Origin of the sequence: Marinobacter vinifirmus (assembly GCF_002258215.1) — a bacterium.
In the GTDB taxonomy this organism is placed as follows: Bacteria; Pseudomonadota; Gammaproteobacteria; order Pseudomonadales; family Oleiphilaceae; genus Marinobacter; species Marinobacter vinifirmus.
Map to the genome: position 1 here is coordinate 1 of NZ_NEFY01000007.1, position 20,238 is coordinate 20,238.

Below are 20,238 nucleotides of genomic sequence, written 5' to 3' on the forward strand. Positions count from 1 at the left end.
GGCCTGAATCAACACGCCGGTATCCAAAAGCACTTCAAACGCCAGGCCCGCCATCTCCAACTTGGTGTCCACAAAATCCCCAGGCTGTCCGGCCAAAACAACGGCTACATCGGCATCGCTTTCGTCGTGATAATCACCACGGGCCCGGCTACCAAACAGGATCAGCTGAACTGCATCGAACCGGCCAGCCAGTTTTTCGCCAAAAACCAGCACCGCCTCCCGAATATCCACTTGGTCACCCATAACGACCTGTTCCAGGCCAACCGGCGCAGCCAGATCCCACTCTCGGAGCGTCTCTTGTATGGGCGCCTCGGGGTTACACTGGGCCACCAAGTCACTCAAGCTGTACGATTTCTTATCCTTCATCATTTTACCTTCGAGAGCCTCTGCAACCCCGGATCACCGCAGCTTGCAGCACTCCGGTTTCTGGGTTGGAGAACCTGTCTGGCGCCTGGTATTCGCCATCCCACTCCTGAGCATGCCGGTACCGGACAACCTGTTCGGGTGTGAGCTCGACAATATCATCAAAGCCGGTTTCGTAGCCCTCGACCAGCACTGGCGTCTCCGGCGGCAACTTTTGTAGTTGCGTTATCAGCTCTTCTGCTGTCATTTCGACTCCCCGGTCAAATTTGACCGCTTCAAACTTCTATCACAATCGGTGCGTTCCGCGGCTCATACCGAGCGGTGCAGGTGCTGGCATTGATCAACGTCGTTTGCCCCTTCTGGTACTCCCCATAGCCTTCGTGGATATGGCCAAAAATGTGCGCTTTGAGTGAGAGTTGCTGGATTCGGTCAAGCAAGTCAATGCAGCCAACATTCTGGCATTTGAATCCAAGGTTTGCCTCATCGCCGATACCTTTGGGTGGGCCGTGGGTAATGAGCACATCGGTATCGCTCGGTATAAGCTGCCATTTTTTGTGCAACTGCTGGCCACGCTCCAGCATAAATGCCCAATCCATAAAGGTGGGCGTCCAGGGTGAACCCCAGAACCGAATACCCTCAATCTCCACGCCGCTGTCTTCCAGGTAAATGGCATTCGTTAGTGCCTGCCGTGCTAATTCCGGCGTTTCCTGGAAGGCCCAGTCGTGATTACCGGCAATCACAATCTTATACCGATGCGGTAGCGTTCCGAGCCATTCATTGAGCTCTTCTATGTTTTCCAGCGTGCCCAGGCCCAGGCAGTCACCGGCATGGATCAAGACATCGCCATCTGGAATATCTGGTAGGCGATGGTGCAGACTGTGAGTGTCGGAAATACAGACCAGTTTCATACTGGCACCTCCGGTGGCGTCAGCAACTCGGGTTCCAAAGACCAATCCATATACGGGAGGACTCGGGCCATATTTCGCGCATCGTCCACACCACGATGGTGATGGCCCTCAAAGTCCAATCCGTGAAAAGCTAGCGCGTGGGCAAATCCATTCTTTCTCTTCTGCCCCGTGGTGCGTCGCCAGATACGTTTCAAATTCAGGTGCGGGCGAGCCAGGATGACCGGCCAAGCACCATCCAGCTGGCTTTGGGCTTCCAGGTGCAGGCGGTCGTAGTTGCCCCAGCTGCACCAGATGAAGTCGTCCGGCAGATCACCCAGCCAGGCATTCATGGCCTCAATCGCCTCGGGGAGTGTGGGTGCGGCATCCACCATCGACTGGGTGATCCCGGTCAGCTCCATGCAGAAGTCGCTCAGCACAGGATTCCGGGTTGGTCTGACCAGAAACGAGCGGGCATCCACCAGGTTTCCTTTCCGAGTGGCGAGGGCACCACCGACTTCAATGATCTCCATGTTGTGGATACTCTGAGCATCACCTGCGGGTGTCGTCTGGTCTTCCCAACAGGTCGCCTCAAGGTCGACAACCAGGATTGTGTCGTCACGCATTTTACTCGCCCGGGCACTCGGCTTGGCATCTTAAAAGCGGATATTCCGCTCACCTAGAGTTTCACTTTTCTTGATTCGTAGATCTAGTTTACCGGAGTTATTGGCGCTTGAGGGCGACTCCTCACAAACGATGATTTTTCTGATTTCTTGCTCGATTTTGCTGGACGGGAGAGCTGCCTTTGCGGTCACTTCGCCTTTGTTTTGCTCCAAAGTCGAGATTAAAAGCGGGCTTTTTCGTACGCATTTTCCAGTACGACGCCAATGCCTGTTCCAGGTCCTTCCCAGCTTGGTGAAATAAACGGTTTTTTCTTGGGTAAAACATAATCATAAAAATCAGTTACTTACATATAATATTTTATGATTCGGTGGTCATTTATGGTTACATGGTAGGCGTTAAGCCTACCTAACTTGCTGAAAAGGCTCGGTTTTTTGACGGCCTGCGTGCTTGCGCACTTTCTGGGGCAGTGATACTCCTAAAAAAGGATTTTTGAGGGGCAAAGGTCGAACGCCCCTGATGTCGATTGAATTCAGTTAGGAGCAGAACGTGACCGGAACCAAAAGAACCCTAAAATTTTTACGCGTTGCGCAACTAAGAATTGAACGGTTAGATACCGAGGTTGAGGACGTGATCCTCGGCTCCTACTCTGGACTACGTAGGCCAGAACTCCTCACTGAAGACGCGCTTCTAGCTGTGGCCAGTCACTATCCTGTTTCGGTTTGCAAGACCAGGAATGGCGATTACCGTGTCGTCGGAAACGCGCACGTAGCTGCACTCCTGAAAGTGTTCGCTCCGGATAACAAGGTTCAGGTTCTCGTGTGGAAGCACCGAGAAGCTGAAAGTCAGCAGGTTTCGCGGTTACTGGCAGCATTGTTTTTCGGGCTGAGCTCGCAAAATGCTTTTCTTCGGTTGTGGGCCAGTCTGTCCGAGGACGAGCGCCGTTGGATTTCATCATCGCTCAACACTCGAGTGGGGCTGGAAGAGTTCGCCGGCATCAGCCGCAAGCTCAGAATCCAGGATGAGGAACCGGTTCTCGTTCCCGGGCTTGCACGGCACTTACTTCCGCCGGACGAGAGCGAGGAGCCTGAAGTTGACCATCATGACGCGCTGAGTGAGGTTGATCACCCCGATCTGGTAGAGGGCGCTTCTGAGGCGGTGGCTAGAATCTCAAGTGCCGATATCAAACCTGTATTTCTGGCCCCCCGCACCCGCTCAATTTTGGAATACCTACTAGCCTCCAGCTCTGAACAGCCAAGCCGCCAGAACTCATCGCCAGCTGTCCCTTACTACCTGAGCGATGCCCTAAGCCAGGTAGGGCTGCTGGGTCAGGATAACGATGGAACTGTTCAACCAGATGATGTAGCTGACGATGCCCCAGCATCGAAAATCCTCGACGCGGTCAAAGCTCATTTCACGGTTATGTGGCAACAGGCTGCTGAAGAAAGAGAGTCGGGGTTACGTCTACAGCTCTGCGCGACGCTCACCGCTTCTTGTATCGAGTGGCTGAATGATCTCCATAGCGACAGTCTCCTCAAACAGTTTTCCAATCCGAAGAATGCCTGGGCCGCTATTTCGGCGTTGTCACTCGACACCATCGGACAGTTAGCGCCGTTCTCACCCAACGCTGAAAGTCTGCTCCACAAAGTTCAGGACACATCTCAAAAGTGTGACGACGGTAACCCTGACAGCAAGGCCGAACGGCGGCACCTCAAGATTCTGGCGAAATACCTCAAAGGCTATTTAACGGCGAAGTCTCAACTCCGCCTTCCCCTCAACGACGCGGAGGTCGCGTGATGGCATTGAAATTTAACTCAGGAAACCCCGAGGCGCTTCTTAATGAGATCGTGCAACCTCGACCCGATTGGTTTGCGATGGACCTCATCGCAAACTTGTTGCCACGCCTGGTAAGCGCATTTGACCAAATTTCGCAGCCGATCGACGGTGCAGATGCCTTCCTGGAATGGTTGGAGTCTGGCGCCGTAGAAACAAAATACGAGGAACTTGCCCCTGACCGTCAGGGAATTCGGGGGCTTGTTGGTGAGTATCCCCGGCATGCGGGGTTGCGTGACCTCGCGGAGCGTGAGGAGTGCTCGGACAAAAGGCTCCAAGTTGTCGCATACGTCATCAACACCACCAGTGCCTGGCGACAGGAACTGGTGCCCTCTGAAAAAACGTTTTTCGAAAAACGGGTAGACGGCGCGTGGCGCGCCTTGAGGCTCTTATCGGAGCCGGCTTTGGCGAAGGTGCCGAAGTGCGCGGACGATGTAGAGCGCTTTGAAAAGCACTTTGCCCGAGTAAATGAGCACCTGGATCAACGGCAATTTGAAGAGCAGGACAGGCGTTACCTCGATGAACTGCACCGATTTTTCAAATTTTATTTGGGTGAAGGGAAATTCGTTACTTACCAATCCGACAAACCAAAGTTACAACGCAGGGAATTGCAGAAAATCGGTGACTGGAAGGGCTTAGACAGCGATGTTGACTCGGAGATAGAAAGCGTTCAAGGGCTGGTTCACATTACGCTGCCGCAGGACTCGGAACGTGCGCGTCAGGAGCACCACGACGCTGGCAATGCGCCAGAGGAATTGATGAATGAGAGCGTTCTGATCTCACAGCGCGGAGCCGCCCTGAATACCGAGCGTGGTGAAACCCCCTCCATCGGACTCAGAAAACAGCAACCGAAGCGCGCAGCATACCGGCGTGCAAACAGTTTTCTACCAGGTCGTTGGGAAAGCCTCAACGACTATGAGCGAGGGCTGGTTTTGAAAGCCCTGTTTGAGAACAAGATGGGCTCTGAGAATACGCGCCTACATGTCCTGTTGATCCTCCTCACCGGGCGCTCTCTGGAATCTATATCGGAAACTGTGGTCGTCCAGAACCGCTCTCAAGTACCGGATAATCCGCAAAAAAATAAACCGGGATGTATCTACCTCGTCAGAGACGATCAAGCTTGGGCAGGCTTTGTTGCGGAGCCTCCGGAGCGTCGAAAATTAGCGAAAAAATGGGCGCCTCATATGGAGGTCACAAATAAGCTGTTTATCGGTCCGATTCCGGATGTTTTTTGGCAAATACTCAGGCCGCGGGTAGAACCGGTTGCAAGGCGGGCTCGAAAGAAGGACCGGATTCTTTTCGCGAATAATCTTTCGACTGAGTCTGTGGCTGAGGAGATTGCGATTGAGATCAAAAAAATCAATAAGAGCACTGGTTCGAGGATTACCCTGAAACGAATTCAGACCTGCGTGTTTGAGGGGTTGATTCATCAAACCACGGATACGGTGGATGCGAGCCTGGTGACTGGGCGCACGCTACCCACCGGGCAATCGGCAAACCTCTACTACCACACCCGGGCGGTTGAGACGTTGGCGGCGGATTATGTCGATGTCGTGAATACCTGGCTGGTGAACCTGGGGCTCTCGTCGCCGTCGATGGCTCCTGCCAACCTCGATTTCGGTTTGCCGAGAGTGGGTTCTCCATTTTGCGTGCGTCTGGAGGTCATGCGAGACGTCGTAAGCCGATTGCGAGCGCAGATTGCCGAATACCGTAAAACGGCCTACTCCAGGGCCAACATCCGAAGATTTCATAATCTGTTTACAGCGTACGCCATCCTGCAGGTTATGTGGTCGACCGGTTTTCGGGCCGTTCGCGATCCGATCGCCCATCCATACGAGTTCAACGAGCGCCGGGGATTCGTAATTATTGCTGACAAAGTGGATGACAATCTCGGCCACTCTCGCCTGGTTTACCTGCCGGAGGTCGTTATCGATCAACTTCGCCGCTATGAGACGCACCGGCAGCACATGAAGCTGCGCCTGAATGAGGTAGGTGTCGAAGCTCCCATTGCAACCTTCTTCGTCTTTCTCGATGCGAAACTCCAGTCAGAGTTCGCGACCCCAAAACGACTGGCGGATGAAATTCAATGGACGTTTCCGTGGCCCCTGAACGTCAGCCGGCACACCCTGAGAGGCTTCCTGCGTGACCAGGGGGTTCCAGGTTATCTGGTGGATGTCTTCATGGGGCACTGGGGCGTGGGGACTGAGCCTCTCGCCAAGTTCTCATCGCTCGATCTTTTCGAGATGAAGAATCGGATTGTGCCGGCAACAGCGGCGTTTTTGGATGAGTTGGGATTCGAGGTGGAGATAGGTCTTGATGCGTGATGATAAAGCAGTGTTTGAGCCATTAAATAAACCGATTGATGCGTTGAAGAAGAGGCTGTCAGCGCGAAACCAAGGACCCTCAGTGGGCTCCGAGTACCGGGCCAATAATCGAAACGCCGAGAAACTCGGCCACCTGGAGGCGGTCCGGGATTATCTGCGAGAGCACCACCCGGAGCTGGCAAGCGGCCAGCGAGGATTGACGATGACAGCCGAAGAGGTTGCCCTGCTGATCGACAATACCTGTCAAACCGTTGAAGGTCGGGCGGTCAAGGACCGGCAGTACTACCTCGTGAAACTGTTGGAGGAAGGGGTGAAAACCCGGGGTTGGCAGCTCCCTGTCCCGATGCCTGTGCAGAGCGTCCAGATGTTTTCCTCGTTTACCACCCCTGACATGGGAGCCCGATTGGCCGACTACGATCAGATCAATGATGCGTTCCTGGCCAGCCTGGAAAGTGCCGCTCCTGAGCTGCAAGCCGAAGAGGCCATGGAGAGGGACGCTGGTGAGTTACTGTACAGCCTGGTTTTTCATAGTGGCGTTACCGCGCGCCGATGGTTCAACCGGCTGAGTGAGGCGATCCGGCAGGGTGCCGGTAGCGCCGGTGATTACACATGGCTGGAATTGGAATCGACCTCGCTTGGCGGGCGTACCCGTCCCTCAACCGACACCTGCCGTCGGGTCATTCTGGCGCCTATCACCGAGCTGCTGCTTCGACGCTGGTACCTGCGCTGGGGCAGCAATTGGCCAGAGGTAAATGAGGTAAAAGGTAAGGCGTCTCCGGATGAGGAACTGCTGAAACGCTTTGTCGGTGGGCTCATTGAGGCAAACCGGATTACCTTGAACCGGCCGTTGCATGTTTTTGCGGTTGCCGAGGCAAACCTGGTCATGGTCGCGCCAGGTTTCCTGGTTCACTACGCCCGAACACCTGACCTGGGCGCTTCTTTGCCACTGTCTAACTGGATGCGATTGTTGACCGGTGGGACGGTGGTCCAACCTGCACCGCAAGCATCTCAGGATGAGCGTGAGAACGAGATGGTCGGCTCTCCGGCTCTCATCATTCCTGAATTCCCGTTGATCGACCAAAAACCATTTTTCAAACGTCTGATGAAGCGGGTGCGGTTCCTGGCATCTGAAGCGTTGACCGCCCAGGGGGCCAGAGACCCTATAGGGACGGACAGGCAACGGAGGGATGTATTGGCAACCAAGGCGGAGGTGTTTAAAACGCTCGACAAGATTGCAGAAGAGAAGGGCTGCTCCATTCTGGTGCAGTTGATGTGTCACTACGTTCGAGCCCTTCTGAGAACTGACGAGAGTGTGTCACCGGCCTTGCAGCAAAAGATTTGCAATCTTCAACACCTGGAACTTTTGCTGCCCTATGCAACTGACATTCCGAACCCTGAAAGCCTGGACTCGGATGAGTGGCAATCGATCTATGAGACGGTGGTGAGCGGCTTTCCCGGTAACGGTGGAGCACTCAGACAGACATTATCCGAGTGGCACGAATTTCTTCACCGATATTACGGAATGCCTCGTATCCCAATGGAGGAGGGCTCAGGCTATGGCGTCGACGCGGCAATACTGACGCCTCTGGAGTATCACCGGGCAAAGAGCTTTTTGTTGGCTCGTGCCGACGATGAGCTGGCGGGAATACAGCTGGCCCTGTTGATTATGGGGTTCCGTTGTGGGCTTCGGCGAACCGAGTGTTGGGCCCGGCAATACGGAGATTTCCATGGCCTCGGGGATCCTACCGTTAACAATCCCGAGCTGCTCGTACGTCCCACCAAAATTGCCGGCGTAAAGTCGGACGCGGCAATCCGCCGACTTCCTTTACGCTTGCTTTTAACCGGAGATGAACTGGAGTGGTTGACCGGGTTTGTGAATGGGCGCAAGTTGCGGCGCGCCAACGATGAGGCGCGTGACGCCTTGTTCGAAGATCCAGTCAGCGGAACCTTTCGAATCCAGGAAAAATGGGCGTTTGATGGGCTGACGGCCCTGCTCAGGTCCGTGTCGGGTGATGAAAGTATACGTTTTCACCATCTGAGACACAGTTTTGCAACGCTGACCTTGCTGCGATTGCTGGAGCGCAAACCTTTTGACCTCTTGCCGGAAACTTGGGTTCGGTCGAATGACGTAGAACTCATGCCAGCCGTGCACGGCTCAGGCAACACGGTAAATGCTGGAGTCGCTAATGCCTGGCGGCCGCTTTCTCAGCTGGCTCAGTGGATGGGCCATTCGAGTGAAAGGGTGACCCTAAAAAGCTACACCCACCTGCTGGATCTCGCACTTCGCCAGTACTTGCTTAGCGATGATCGGTTTTACACGATTGCACAGCAGCAAACGCTTCTAGACAAAACTTCAGGTGCACTTGAACGATTCCGGCACCGTGCACAGCTAAAGGACCGAGTGACACCCGGAATAACATTGGCAGCTGTGGCTCGAATACCTGCGAAAGGCCTGATGGCGCTTCCGAAAATCAGCGATAAAAAGAAGGAATTTCCACCCGTTGTAAACCGGGTGTCTGAAGACGTCAATCCGCTGCTGCCGTATCGGGTTTCGTGCCAGGTTTTCATTCGGACGCAGGCGCAGCTTCATGAGCCCCTGCCTGTGGCATTGGAGAAAACGGCGGCCCAGTTGGATCTGGATTTGCCGATCGTGCAGCAGTGGTATGAGCGCTCGGCGTTGCTGATGAACAGCTCTACTGGCATGACCGGAACACCCTCACCGACTCGAAAGCTTGGCATTCGGTTGAGTTTTTCGTTGAGACCGAAATCAGAGCTAGCTAACACAGAATTGTATAAGGCCTTTACGCTGATCTTTCGGGCACCGGAATTGCCGACCTACATCAGCCCTCCCCAATCGAAATCCGCGTTTCAGGAGTGTATGCAGTTCTTCAAATGGTTGTCTGACTGGATGGCCGAAGATCCGGAGTCTGGGCGACGAGCGCTTATCGCAGCAGCCGAGAGCGTGCAGCGGAGTAAGGCTCCGCTCCGGCCCCTGGGAAGGTCAAGGCAGATTGCCTTTATGGCTCTGATGAAGAAGTTTCGCCTCGGAGCAAGGGCTACTATTACGCTGACGGTCAAAGAAGAGAACAGAAAAGCAGCTTTAAAGTTCTGGGGACAGAGCTTGGGTGTTGCGCAAAATGCCATCATTATCCGGCCGGCCGAGGACATAAGAATCCCTAAGCATGGCAATGTCAGCTTTGATTGGAAAGCCCCCCACAAGCTTGGCAAATATCTTTGGCCCACCATTCGGTTTGTGGTGTTCACCGGGTGTGTGCTCTATGACGCAGTGCCTGAGAGTTTCCGAGACGGGAGCTTTGATGCTGACACGCTGGAAGATGAAAGTGAGAAGGACGCCGTCCCTGGCTAAGATGTTCACGCTATTGAGTGTTTGAGGAAAGATCTAACGATTCCACGATCAGGCGGCCTCCCGAAGGAAATCTCAGCAGCTTTAGGCTGGCGGTCACTCGGTTGCCTAATACCGGTACGCCAGTCTGAACCGCCTGAGCCTGCGCGAGATAAGCCATCACCTGTCGTCCGCGACAGTGCAGGGTTAGTTGATAAATGGTTTTCTGAGTGCGAGCTGATTGGAAGGGATGCACTCCAAGAACCGTAAACTGATCTCTCCAAAACGCTAGGTGAAGGCCTGCTGGTTCAATCGCTGGGTTGGCCATTAGTATGTCCTCCATTCATGCTCCAGCTCCTGGAGCCGGTTGATCAGCATTGGAAGAGAGTCACGGCCCGCTTCCAGATTCTGCTTAACGAGTTCGCAGTACACCCAGGTTTCCATCGCCTCCTGGTTGGTGCGTTCTCCTCCCAGACCAAGGATGGCCACCAGATGACAGCCCTCTTGCAGGATGCCCATGGCCACACACAGGCTGCTAGCCAGATTACGAACGGTGCGCCGTTCGGCAGGTATCAGACGGTTCAACGGCATGGCCGCCAATAACATCAGCTCAGACCTCATCGCTTGCTGCCTCCTCTTCCGGTGTTACCTTGGCCTCGAACTCATTGATCAACAGCCGCTCAAACGCAGACCCATCCCGACGGGTCAGGTTCGGCACATACCGGCTATACACCCGGAACAGCATTTCGGTCGTGGTGTGCCCCATCTGCCGAGCAATCCATTCCGGGTTCTCACCCGCCGCAAGCCACAACGTGGCGGCAGTGTGGCGAGTCTGATACGGCCGGCGCTTTCGTAGGCCCAGATGGCTGAGCAGGGGGTACCACACCCGCTTGGTGACGTTGTTGTGCTCAAGCGGATTGCCTGCCCCATTACAGAACACAAAGGTGTTGTTGCCGGTGGCCTTGCGCTGATCCTTCAGGGCGTCGTAGACCAGTTGTGGCATTTCAATGTGCCGGTAGCTGCCGTCGGTTTTGGTCTGCTCGATTTCCCCATTCACCAGTGCCTGGCGAACCAGAATCTGCCGCCGCTGAAAATCGACGCAATCCCACTGCAGCCCGTCGATCTCGCCGGTCCGAAGACCGGTAAAGAAGCGAACGGTGTAGTAGTTCCTGAAATCTGCCCGAACCGTGGCGAGAATCAGCCGAACCTCCTCCAGTGAAAACGGCTCCACATCGGACCGGGGCACCTTCAGTGATTTGATCCCCTGAAAGGGTGAGGTAAACTCGAACCGGTTGGCTGCCTCTCCCAGAATCATGCGCAATGGCGTCATGATGCGGTTGATACGGCTGGCGGAAAGCGGCTTTTTGCTCCGGGTCTGAACTTTGGCGAGGGACGCCCGGAACGAAAGAATTTCCTGCCTGGTGATGTGGCCAACCTCCTTCTCCCCGAACTCCGGGATCAGGTAATTCTTCAGAGTGCCTTCGATGGTGGTGATGTGCGACTTTCGCCACTGCACCCGCATCTCATCCATCCAGGTTTCACAAAACTCACTGAACAACGGCGTGTCGTGAGCTTCGCGAGACCGCTGGAGCTCTGCTTGGCGGGTGAACTCCTGAGCACGAGGGCTGTTTGGGAAATACTTGTGGTACTCGAAAGTACCCAGTGTGATTTCCGCTTCGATTCGTTTGAGAATCGCCTGGAGTTTTTTCCGATTTATGGGCGTGTTGTCCAGAGCCGTTTGCTCTCGGCAGCGTTTGTCCCGGTAGCGGAAGTCAAAGAACAATTTGCCAGTCTCTGGCCGTTCTACAATCTTACCCACGACACACGCCTCCCCGTGCCATCGGCACGGCAAACACAGTGCTGCTGGCCTGGTCAAACATGTCTTGCTCGACTTTCTCCCAGATATAGAGAATCTTCCGGCCGCCAAAGGGGCGGAAATAATGGATGCCCTCAATCAGCACGGAATCCTTCAGCCGTTCACGGATGGTCCGAGCATCGTATTTGATGCGTTGAGCGAGCTCTTCAGTGGTCAGATACTCTTGTGACATAACAATTCACCTCTGCTATGGTTTGGTGCTGGAGAACATGGTGCGCTGCTAGCGCCTCAAAATGTCCTCCTGAAGATCATTATGCACTCATAAAGACCTTATGCAAGTCTTTTTGATCTCCTGCGGGTTAATTTGTTCTTTGGTGGGCCAAATGATTAAGTGCCATCTGTCCAAACTGATGGGTGAGAAGAAGCTCAAGATTGTTGATGTGGCGAGGGATACGGGGGTGAACCGGGGGACAATTACCCGGCTTTATCACGAGACTGCGAGCCGGGTAGAGCTGGAAACAATTGATGCTCTTTGTCGCTATCTGGGTTGCGATGTAGGCGATCTGTTCGAGTTTAAAGCAGATCAGTAAGCGAGTTCTGGTGAGGAGCAGTCCAGAAAATGGCAATTCCAGATTTCCAATCGGTCATGCGACCTGTCCTTTTGGCCGTCAGCGACGGTGCAGCAAAATCTTTGGGGGATGTGCGAGAAGCAGTCAAAGATCATTTTGGGTTGTCGGAGCAAGAGCGTAAGGAGCTCTTGCCGTCGGGCAACCAAACGGTGATCAATAACCGGGTTGGGTGGGCCAGGACTTACCTTAACAAAGCTGGGCTTTTGACCATTCCTGAAAGGGGAATGGTGCAGATCACCGAGCGTGGTCAAAACGCGCTACAACAGGGGCCAGACCGCATAAGTGTCGCTTGGCTTAAGCAGTTTCCGGAGTTCCATGATTTTCACTCCCATAAGTCGAAACCCGCCCCGAACAAGTCTGAAGACGAAGAGGAAAGCCTGGAAGAGGCAACGCCTGATGAGCAGCTTGCTTCTGCACACCAATCCTTGATGGCAAGTCTTGCTGACGAAGTGCTGGACAGTATTCGGCAGGCATCACCGGCTTTTTTCGAGAAGTTGGTAGTCGATTTAATGATCTCGATGGGGTACGGCGGCTCGAGGCGAGAGGCCGGTCAGGCTACGCAGTCCACGAACGATGATGGTATCGATGGAATCATCAAGGAAGACAAGTTGGGGCTGGATACCATCTACCTGCAGGCGAAGCGCTGGAGCAATACGGTCCACCGCCCCGAGATCGATAAGTTCATCGGAGCATTAACACGTCAGAGAGCACGAAAAGGGGTATTCCTGACGACATCAGACTTTTCTGCTGGAGCTCGTGATGCAGCGGCGGGATTGGATATGAAGGTGGTGTTGATCGATGGTCGCGAGCTAGCCCAGTTGATGATCGAGAATAACCTCGGGGTTAACGTGAAAGAGGTTTATGAGGTTAAACAAGTGGATACAGATTACTTCGTTGAAGAGTGAAATCAGCTTCAATGCGACCGTTCATGTCGTGGTCAAAGATCACAATGACATAAAGCGAGCCTATCGGGGCGTAAATCTTAGCAGTCTCCAAGCCTGATGCTTGGGTAAGTGAATAAGGAAGTTAACATGGTCAACCAAAATCCAGAGCAAAAGGCCCGTGACGAGATAGATGAGCTTCTCTGCCAAGCTGGATGGGCTGTGCAGGACAAGAAGAAAATAGATTTTTCTGTGTCGATTGGCGTGGCCGTGCGTGAGTACCAAACGGACGTTGGTCCAGCGGATTATGTTCTCTTCGTCAATAAACAAGCTGTTGGAGTAATTGAAGCTAAGCCGGAATCCTGGGGAGAGAAGATCACAATCGTAGAGGATCAGTCTCAAGGTTATGCAGCCGCCACCTTAAAATGGATAAATAACAGTCAGGTGCTTCGGTTTGTGTATGAAAGCACAGGCGTTATCACCCGCTTCACGGATGGCAACGATCCTCATCCTCGGTCACGTGAAGTATTCAACTTTCATCGCCCGGAAACACTGGCCAAGTGGGTCGTGGAACCCAAAAGTTTCCGTGGCCGGCTCCAAGATATGCCGCCCTTGAACGAGGATGGGCTGCGTAAATGTCAGATTAAGGCCATCACTAAACTAGAGGGCTCATTCAAGCAGGACAAGCCCCGCGCCTTGGTGCAGATGGCCACGGGGTCAGGCAAAACGTTTACCGCAATTACTGCCAGCTATCGTTTACTGAAAGAGCCGGTGAGCGCTAGTCGTATTCTGTTCCTGGTGGATACCAAAAACTTGGGCGAGCAGGCCGAGCAGGAGTTCATGAGCTTCGTACCTAACGACGATAACCGGAAGTTCACCGAGCTATACACAGTCCAGCGGTTGAAGAACCAATACATCGCGAAAGATGCCCAGGTTTGTATCAGCACCATCCAACGGATGTATTCGATATTAAAAGGTGAGCCGTTAGACGAATCACTCGAAGAGCAAAACCCGGCAGAGCAAATCACTAAACCCAAAGATCCGCTGCCGGTGGTTTACAATGAAAAGATCCCGCCCGAGTTTTTCGATGTCATCATCATAGATGAATGTCATCGCTCCATTTATAACCTTTGGCGGCAGGTGTTGGAGTATTTTGATGCCTACCTAGTTGGCCTGACTGCCACGCCAGACAACCGCACTTACGGCTTCTTCCGCAAAAATATCGTCAGCGAATACGACCATGAGAAAGCCGTCGCCGACGGTGTTAACGTCGGTAACGAGATCTTTGTCATCGAAACCGAAAAGACCACGCAAGGCGGTAAGATCGAGGCCAAACAGCAGGTAGAACGGCGCGAGCGCACAACTCGTCGCAAACGCTGGGAGCAACAAGATCAGGACGAAGCCTATACGGCCAAACAGCTCGATCGCGACATTGTTAACCCTGACCAAATCCGCACCGTCATTAGAACCTTCAGGGACGCACTACCGAGCATATTCCCCGGTCGACAAGAAGTGCCCAAAACCCTGATCTTTGCCAAAACCGACAGCCACGCCGATGACATCATTCAAACCGTGCGTGAGGAGTTTGGCGAAAGCAACCAGTTTTGCAAAAAGGTCACCTACCGCGTTGCCAATGACAAAACCGATGCCGAAGGTAACGTCATTCAAAAAGGCGAAGACCCAAAATCCGTGCTCGCCCAGTTCCGCAATGACTATTACCCACGCATAGCCGTCACCGTCGATATGATAGCCACAGGTACCGACGTCAAGGCACTGGAATGCCTACTGTTTATGCGCGATGTCAAAAGCAAAAACTATTTCGAACAAATGAAGGGGCGCGGTACCCGTACCCTAGATAAAGACAGCCTGCAAAAGGTCACACCATCGGCCCAAAGCGCCAAAACCCACTATGTCATTGTGGATGCTATTGGCGTTACCAAGTCGGTAAAAACTGCGAGTCAACCGCTGATCACTAAGCCAAGCGTGCCGCTGAAAGACCTGGCTATGGGCGTGATGATGGGGGCGAGTGACAGCGACACGGTTTCATCACTGGCCGGGCGCCTGGCACGACTAGACAAACAACTGGATGACAAAGAACGTGCCCGCATTGCGGAAAAAGCTGGTGGTACGCCACTCCTGATGATTGTGGGTGAACTCTTCAACGCCATCGACGGCGACCGCGTAGAGCAAAAAGCATTGGAAATGGTCGGCCAACCTGTTGGAACTGACCCCGGTGACGATGCTCGCAATAAGGCTCAGCAACAACTGGTCAGTCAGGTAGCCAATGTGTTTAACGGCGAATTGATCGAACTGATTGACTCTATCCGCCGCGATAAAGAACAAACCATCGTTCACGACGATCTGGATACTGTACTCAAAGCCGAGTGGGATGGTGAAACCACTAGAAATGCCAAGGTGCTTACCCAGGAGTTTGCGGACTACTTGAAAGAACATGCAGATGAAGTTGATGCGCTTGCCATCTACTTCAACACACCTGCACGCCGTAGCGAAGTAACCTACCCGCAAATCAAAGCCCTGTTGGAAAAGCTCAAGCAGGATCGCCCCAAACTGGCACCGCTACGCATCTGGCAAGCTTACGCTCACCTCGATAACTACCAAGGCGAAAACCCGCTGACCGAACTCACCGCCTTAGTCGCATTGGTTCGCAGGGTGTGCGGCATCGATGGCGCAATCACGCCCTTTGGCAGCACGGTAAGAAAGAATTTTCAGGATTGGATCATGAAGTACCACTCAGGTAATTCCGATAAATTTAATGAACAACAAATGCAATGGCTGCACGCCATTCGCGACCATATCGCCAGCTCCTTTCACTTTGAACGCGATGATTTGGATATGACACCCTTTGATGCCAAAGGTGGCTTAATGGGTATGTATCAGCAATTTGGCGACAAGATGGACTGGGTGATTGAAGAATTGAATCGGGAGCTAGTGGCCTAATGGAAGTTGAAGCGTTATGGCTCATCCCTGCCAATTGGGAATGGTCAAAAATATCAAGCCTTGGTGAGGTTGTAGCGGGAGGCACTCCTTCATCAAAAGAACCAAAATATTGGGGGGGAAGTGTTAATTGGATTTCCCCAGCAGATTTAACAGGCTATAACAATAAAACGATTAGTAAAGGTAATAAATCGATTACAGAAGAAGGATTGAAGAATAGTTCGGCGAAAGTGATGCCTGCAGGGAGTGTGCATTTTTCATCAAGAGCGCCGATTGGTTATGCCGCTATTAGCGCTGAGCCTTTAGCAACCAACCAAGGATTTAAAAGTCTGGTACCAGTACAAGGTATCTTAAATGAGTATGTCTACTACTATCTGAAAGCTTCGAAGCAACTCGCTGAAAAACGTGCTAGTGGAACAACCTTTCTTGAACTTTCGGGAAAGGCATTTGGTCTGTTACCCATTCCAATTCCCCCACTCAACGAACAAAAACGTATTGTCGCCAAAATCGAAGAACTCTTCTCCGAGCTGGATAACGGCATTGCCGCACTAAAAAACGCCCGCGAGCAACTCAAAGTCTACCGCCAGGCCGTGCTCAAACACGCCTTTGAAGGCAAACTCACTGCAAAGTGGCGTGAAGAAAATGCCGATAAGCTGGAATCTCCTGAGCAACTCCTCGCCCGAATTCAACAGGAACGCGAAGCCCGCTACCAGCAGCAACTGGAAGAGTGGGAAGCCGCTGTTAAAAAATGGGAAGAGAAAGGTAAAGAAGGGAAAAAGCCGGGTAAACCAAAAGAATTCACAAAGCAAGGTGAAATAGGCGCAGGCGCCGAAATAGGTTTCGATATTCCCGATACATGGAAATCTATGCTCTTGGGGCACGTTTTTTCGGTTCACGTTGGTGCAACCCCAAGTCGGAAAAAGAATGAATTCTGGAATGGCGATATATTTTGGGTGAGCAGTGGAGAAGTGGCTTTCTGTGAAATATATAAGACAGTTGAGACTATAACCGAGGAAGGATATGAGAACGCCTCAACTGAAATACACCAAGAAGGCACCGTTTTGTTAGCAATGATTGGTGAGGGTAAAACCAGAGGTCAGGCTGCCATTCTTCGAGCTCCAGCAGCTCACAATCAAAACACTGCAGCGATTAGAGTATCTGAGGTTGGTTTGCCGCCAGAGTATATCTATTACTTTCTCCAGTATCAGTATGAGCAGACCAGACGAGTAGGTTCCGGCAACAATCAAAAGGCACTGAATAAAAACCGGGTAGCAAGCATTCAGTTTCCACTTTGTTCCACCAAAGAGCAAATGGCGGTAGTACAAGCACTATCCGAGAAACTATCTTTTGTCGAAAACTTAGATAATGAATTAAATATTCAGTTAGCGAAAGCCGAAACCCTCCGTCAATCCATCCTAAAAAAAGCCTTCTCCGGCCAGCTGGTACCCCAAGACCCGAACGACGAACCTGCTAGTGAGCTGTTGGCACGTATACAAGCTGAAAGAGAAGCCATCAAGACAAAGAGCACTAAAAAGACAAGGAAGGCAAAATGACTATTGTCTGTTTACGTGGCGACACCGCTTTAGACGAGCAGGATTTACGGGCGCACTTGGCGGCTATGCTGCGCCTGGAAAACACAGCAGTGCTGCTTGGCGCAGGGGCGTCCGTTGCCGCTGGCGGCATGACCATTATGCAGCTATGGAAGGACTTTATTCGAGACTATGCAGATACCGCTCTGCGATTTTCAAATGACGGGTTTATCACTCAAGAAGATACCGTTCTAGACAACTTTGAAAGAGACAACCCCAGAGCGCTGCCTAATATAGAAATTCTTCTGGATCAGTTGGAAATGGCGCAGATTGACTGGCACCGCCGCAAACCCGCTAGTAGGAATTTAAAAACCCTCAAGAGCGATATAGCCCTACTACTTAAATGCGTGGTTAAAGCAGCCGTACTGGATGAAGATGCATGGGCAAAACCACCGGCATTTGATCGTTTTCCTTATCACGTTAAATTGTTGCAACGCTTGATTGGCGCTCGACAGCCTGGACAGGCAAGCCCATGGGTGTTTACTACAAACTATGATCTCGCGGTTGAGTGGGCAGCAGAATCCGTAGGGATACACACGCATACCGGGTTTGTCGGCATTCATAATCGCACATTCTCGCCACAATCCTTCGACTTGGGATATCGGAACATCAATGCCAAAGGTGAGGCCCGGTTTGGCTGTAATGATGTTTACTTGGCAAAACTACATGGCTCGCTAACCTGGCAATGTACTGACGGCGAATATCGTGAGTTGGCTGCACCTGAAGCTTGGCCGAAACTCAAAAAAATCGCTGATGGCGTGGAAGCAGTAGATGAGTCGCTGATGGTTTTCCCCAGGGCAGCGAAATATTTGCAGACCGTTGGTTTTCTGTCTGGCGAGCTGTTCCGCCGATTCTCCGACTTTCTGGCCAGGCCACAAAGCTGCATCATTTTGACAGGCTATTCGTTTGGCGATGACCATATCAACCGTCTTCTACGTTCCGCGCTGCTTAATCCAACGTTGCAAGTCATTGCGTTTTTGCCAGAATTTATAGGCACTGACCCAGCACAGATTGAGGCGCTAAAGCCTGAAGTGAAGCGCCTAATCGCTCTGAAATCTCCCCGCCTGACTTTTGTCGGCGGTGGCGCGAATGCATATTTCAATCACATGGTCGATTTTCTGCCGGACCCTATGCTCTACGATCTGAAAGAGCAGGAATTTCGCGACCGAATAAAAGCGATAAGTGGTGACGAAAATGCTGAGTAGAACCGCTATTGGCTATGTCGTTCAGATTGATGGCGGACAGGTCACCCTTAATCTGCTCGATCACCATCGCGGACAAATGGCGAGTCACTATCAAGGCGTCACTCCGGTAGGCGAAGTTGGTGGCCTGTTGGTTCTCGATGGGGGTTATCGGCTTTTTGTACTGAAAATTTCCGGCCTCAATTTTTCAGAGCCGAGAGAGATTCATCGCCCTTCCGCAAGCAACCAAGGTCAGAATGGCCAGCCATTGCGGCATTTGCACGGCACAGTAATTGGTTGGGTAGAGGCAGGAAGATTTGTATCCGACAATTTGGCATCGCCGCCTCTTGGAGCGGAAGCCTTTCCACTAACAGGTGAGGAATCGCAAATTGTACTTGGGGGGCCGGAGCCTGGCGGGCCCATTACACTTGGTACCGAGTATAAAACAGGGAATAGTGTTAGGACTGGTCTAAACCGACTCCTGGCGCAGCATATTGCTGTTCTAGGAAGTTCAGGCCAAGGTAAAAGTTGCTTTACTGCCGCTGTTTTACAGCAACTTGCAGATATGCCGAATTCCCGCATTGTTATATTCGATATCAATGGGGAGTACGATCGGGCTTTCAGAAAATCCGAGAGTGCGATAGCTGCGGGCGACATGGGTTGCAGACTGCCAGAAGGTGCCTATCAGCATACCGTTATAGGCGAAGATGCCGATGGTGCGGAAGGGTATCGTATTCCCTATTACGCGCTAGGCAGACAGGGCCTCAATCGACTTTTGTTGCCAAGTGAAAAAACACAACGACCTGCATTGTCATTTGCCATCGACAACTTGAAATATGTCCATTGGCATGCGGCCCAGCGAGGTGCGTCGATCGATGGCGTTAACCCTGTTCTTTTTGATGATTGTCGCCAAAATGGTGCTGCGGACGCTGATCGTGCAATCAATGCCCTGAGAGAACGCCAGGGCCAGCTCGCTCAAAATTGGCCTCACATGGCTGCTCTATCGGCTTTAGTTGCAGAAAGTCATAGCTTAGCTCCTAACAATAGAGGCGCAATCGAGCGAAATGGCTTTCAATATGGCAACGTCTCACCTCTTATCACACGAATCCATCGTTTGGTCGACGATGAAATGCTTCGAGCGGTCGTTGACGTAAGCGGTGGTGCTTCAGTCAATGGCGGCAACCTTGATATGCGGGCGGAGGGAGAACACCTGGTCGACAAAATCTTTGGCTGTGCGGATAGTCAGTGGCGTGTACACGTTGTAAATCTTCGCCAAGTACCGCAAGACTTAATGCCCCTTGTGCTAGGTTCGATGCTAGAGCTTTATTCTCAAGTCCTGTTCCGACGCGGACAGGGAAACAACCCTGCTACATTGCTTGTGCTTGAAGAGGCGCATCACTATCTGCGGCCCGTGCCTGATGGGGATTCAGGCACCTCATCGCTCGCTTACGAGCGACTGGCGAAAGAAGGTCGTAAGTTTGGACTTGCCCTATGGCTTAGTACACAGAGGCCGTCCGAGGTCTCGCCAACGGTTCTTTCTCAGTGCAACACATGGGTTTCCTTCCGTCTTACATCTGAGCAAGACTTGCGTGTGATTTCATCTGCTTGCGAATGGGCAGATAAGCGTGAGGTATCTCGTATTGCAGGTTTACCCAGGCAGCATGCCCTGGTAATGGGAGGAACTGTGGCCTTGCCAACCTGTATACGGTCCAAAAATGCAGAGCCAACTCCAAAGTCAGAGGATGGAAGATTTGACTCTTGGGCATTAAACGGCGAGCCAAATCACTATTTAATGTGAAAGCCATATTGATGCGCTTTC

16 protein-coding genes are annotated in these 20,238 nt (G+C 52.4%); 9 read left to right on the plus strand and 7 right to left on the minus strand.

Features of this window, described 5'->3' with window-relative positions; all coding sequences use genetic code 11:
• From B9Q17_RS10185 to B9Q17_RS10200, 4 genes are all read right to left on the minus strand, one after another.
• Window positions 1-342, minus strand: a 342-nt coding sequence (locus tag B9Q17_RS10185; RefSeq protein ID WP_244177366.1) for a nucleotidyltransferase family protein, incomplete at its 3' end; no start/stop codon positions are given.
• Between the two features lie 28 nt (window positions 343-370).
• Window positions 371-610, minus strand: a complete 240-nt coding sequence (locus B9Q17_RS10190) for a hypothetical protein (RefSeq protein WP_094625146.1) — start codon at window positions 608-610, stop codon at window positions 371-373.
• A gap of 28 nt (window positions 611-638) precedes the next feature.
• Window positions 639-1,271, minus strand: a complete 633-nt coding sequence (locus B9Q17_RS10195; protein WP_094625147.1) for a metallophosphatase domain-containing protein — start codon at window positions 1,269-1,271, stop codon at window positions 639-641.
• The gene (locus B9Q17_RS10200) at window positions 1,268-1,873 is read right to left on the minus strand and encodes a 3'-5' exonuclease (RefSeq protein WP_094625148.1); all 606 of its coding nucleotides are present in this window, start codon (window positions 1,871-1,873) and stop codon (window positions 1,268-1,270) included. Before B9Q17_RS10200 ends, B9Q17_RS10195 begins: the two co-directional genes overlap by 4 nt.
• Before the next feature lie 544 nt (window positions 1,874-2,417).
• Between B9Q17_RS10200 and B9Q17_RS10205 the strand changes: the two genes are divergently transcribed.
• The 3 genes from B9Q17_RS10205 to B9Q17_RS10215 are packed head-to-tail and all read left to right on the plus strand — an operon-like array spanning window position 2,418 to window position 9,392.
• Complete coding sequence (locus B9Q17_RS10205) at window positions 2,418-3,665, plus strand: hypothetical protein (protein WP_094625149.1); 1,248 nt, start codon at window positions 2,418-2,420, stop codon at window positions 3,663-3,665.
• Window positions 3,665-6,025, plus strand: a complete 2,361-nt coding sequence (locus B9Q17_RS10210; RefSeq protein ID WP_094625150.1) for a hypothetical protein — start codon at window positions 3,665-3,667, stop codon at window positions 6,023-6,025. Before B9Q17_RS10205 ends, B9Q17_RS10210 begins: the two co-directional genes overlap by 1 nt.
• On the plus strand, window positions 6,018-9,392 hold the full coding sequence (locus B9Q17_RS10215; RefSeq protein ID WP_094625151.1) for a site-specific integrase: 3,375 nt from the start codon (window positions 6,018-6,020) through the stop codon (window positions 9,390-9,392). The genes B9Q17_RS10210 and B9Q17_RS10215 overlap by 8 nt, the downstream gene beginning before the upstream one ends.
• 303 nt (window positions 9,393-9,695) lie before the next feature.
• On the opposite strand, the gene B9Q17_RS10225 is transcribed toward B9Q17_RS10215, so the two are convergent.
• From B9Q17_RS10225 to B9Q17_RS10235, 3 genes are read right to left on the minus strand one after another with little or no spacing between them, the layout of a single operon-like run.
• Window positions 9,696-9,989 (minus strand): hypothetical protein, encoded by a 294-nt coding sequence (locus B9Q17_RS10225; RefSeq protein ID WP_035232409.1) that lies wholly within the window; start codon window positions 9,987-9,989, stop codon window positions 9,696-9,698.
• Window positions 9,979-11,187 carry an Arm DNA-binding domain-containing protein gene (locus B9Q17_RS10230; RefSeq protein ID WP_094625153.1) on the minus strand — a complete coding sequence of 403 codons (1,209 nt, stop codon included), beginning with the start codon at window positions 11,185-11,187 and terminating at the stop codon, window positions 9,979-9,981. The genes B9Q17_RS10225 and B9Q17_RS10230 overlap by 11 nt, the downstream gene beginning before the upstream one ends.
• Complete coding sequence (locus B9Q17_RS10235; protein ID WP_094625154.1) at window positions 11,180-11,416, minus strand: hypothetical protein; 237 nt, start codon at window positions 11,414-11,416, stop codon at window positions 11,180-11,182. The genes B9Q17_RS10230 and B9Q17_RS10235 overlap by 8 nt, the downstream gene beginning before the upstream one ends.
• A 151-nt stretch (window positions 11,417-11,567) precedes the next feature.
• Here B9Q17_RS10235 and B9Q17_RS10240 point away from each other — a divergent pair, with 151 nt between their 5' ends.
• The 6 genes from B9Q17_RS10240 to herA all read left to right on the plus strand — a co-directional run bounded on the left by B9Q17_RS10240 (window position 11,568) and on the right by herA (window position 20,217).
• Window positions 11,568-11,774, plus strand: coding sequence for a helix-turn-helix domain-containing protein (locus tag B9Q17_RS10240; RefSeq protein ID WP_094625272.1), 207 nt, complete (start codon window positions 11,568-11,570; stop codon window positions 11,772-11,774).
• Between the two features lie 29 nt (window positions 11,775-11,803).
• Window positions 11,804-12,718, plus strand: coding sequence for a restriction endonuclease (locus B9Q17_RS10245; protein WP_094625155.1), 915 nt, complete (start codon window positions 11,804-11,806; stop codon window positions 12,716-12,718).
• Between the two features lie 126 nt (window positions 12,719-12,844).
• Window positions 12,845-15,652: a type I restriction endonuclease subunit R gene (locus tag B9Q17_RS10250; protein WP_094625156.1), complete on the plus strand. Its 2,808-nt coding sequence runs from the start codon at window positions 12,845-12,847 to the stop codon at window positions 15,650-15,652.
• Window positions 15,652-17,202 carry a restriction endonuclease subunit S gene (locus tag B9Q17_RS10255; protein ID WP_094625157.1) on the plus strand — a complete coding sequence of 517 codons (1,551 nt, stop codon included), beginning with the start codon at window positions 15,652-15,654 and terminating at the stop codon, window positions 17,200-17,202. Before B9Q17_RS10250 ends, B9Q17_RS10255 begins: the two co-directional genes overlap by 1 nt.
• The gene (locus B9Q17_RS10260) at window positions 17,199-18,443 is read left to right on the plus strand and encodes an SIR2 family anti-phage-associated protein (protein WP_094625158.1); all 1,245 of its coding nucleotides are present in this window, start codon (window positions 17,199-17,201) and stop codon (window positions 18,441-18,443) included. Before B9Q17_RS10255 ends, B9Q17_RS10260 begins: the two co-directional genes overlap by 4 nt.
• A complete protein-coding gene (gene herA / locus B9Q17_RS10265; RefSeq protein WP_094625273.1) occupies window positions 18,433-20,217 on the plus strand; it encodes an anti-phage-associated helicase HerA in 1,785 nt (594 codons plus the stop codon). The genes B9Q17_RS10260 and herA overlap by 11 nt, the downstream gene beginning before the upstream one ends.
• Window positions 20,218-20,238 lie beyond the last annotated feature (21 nt).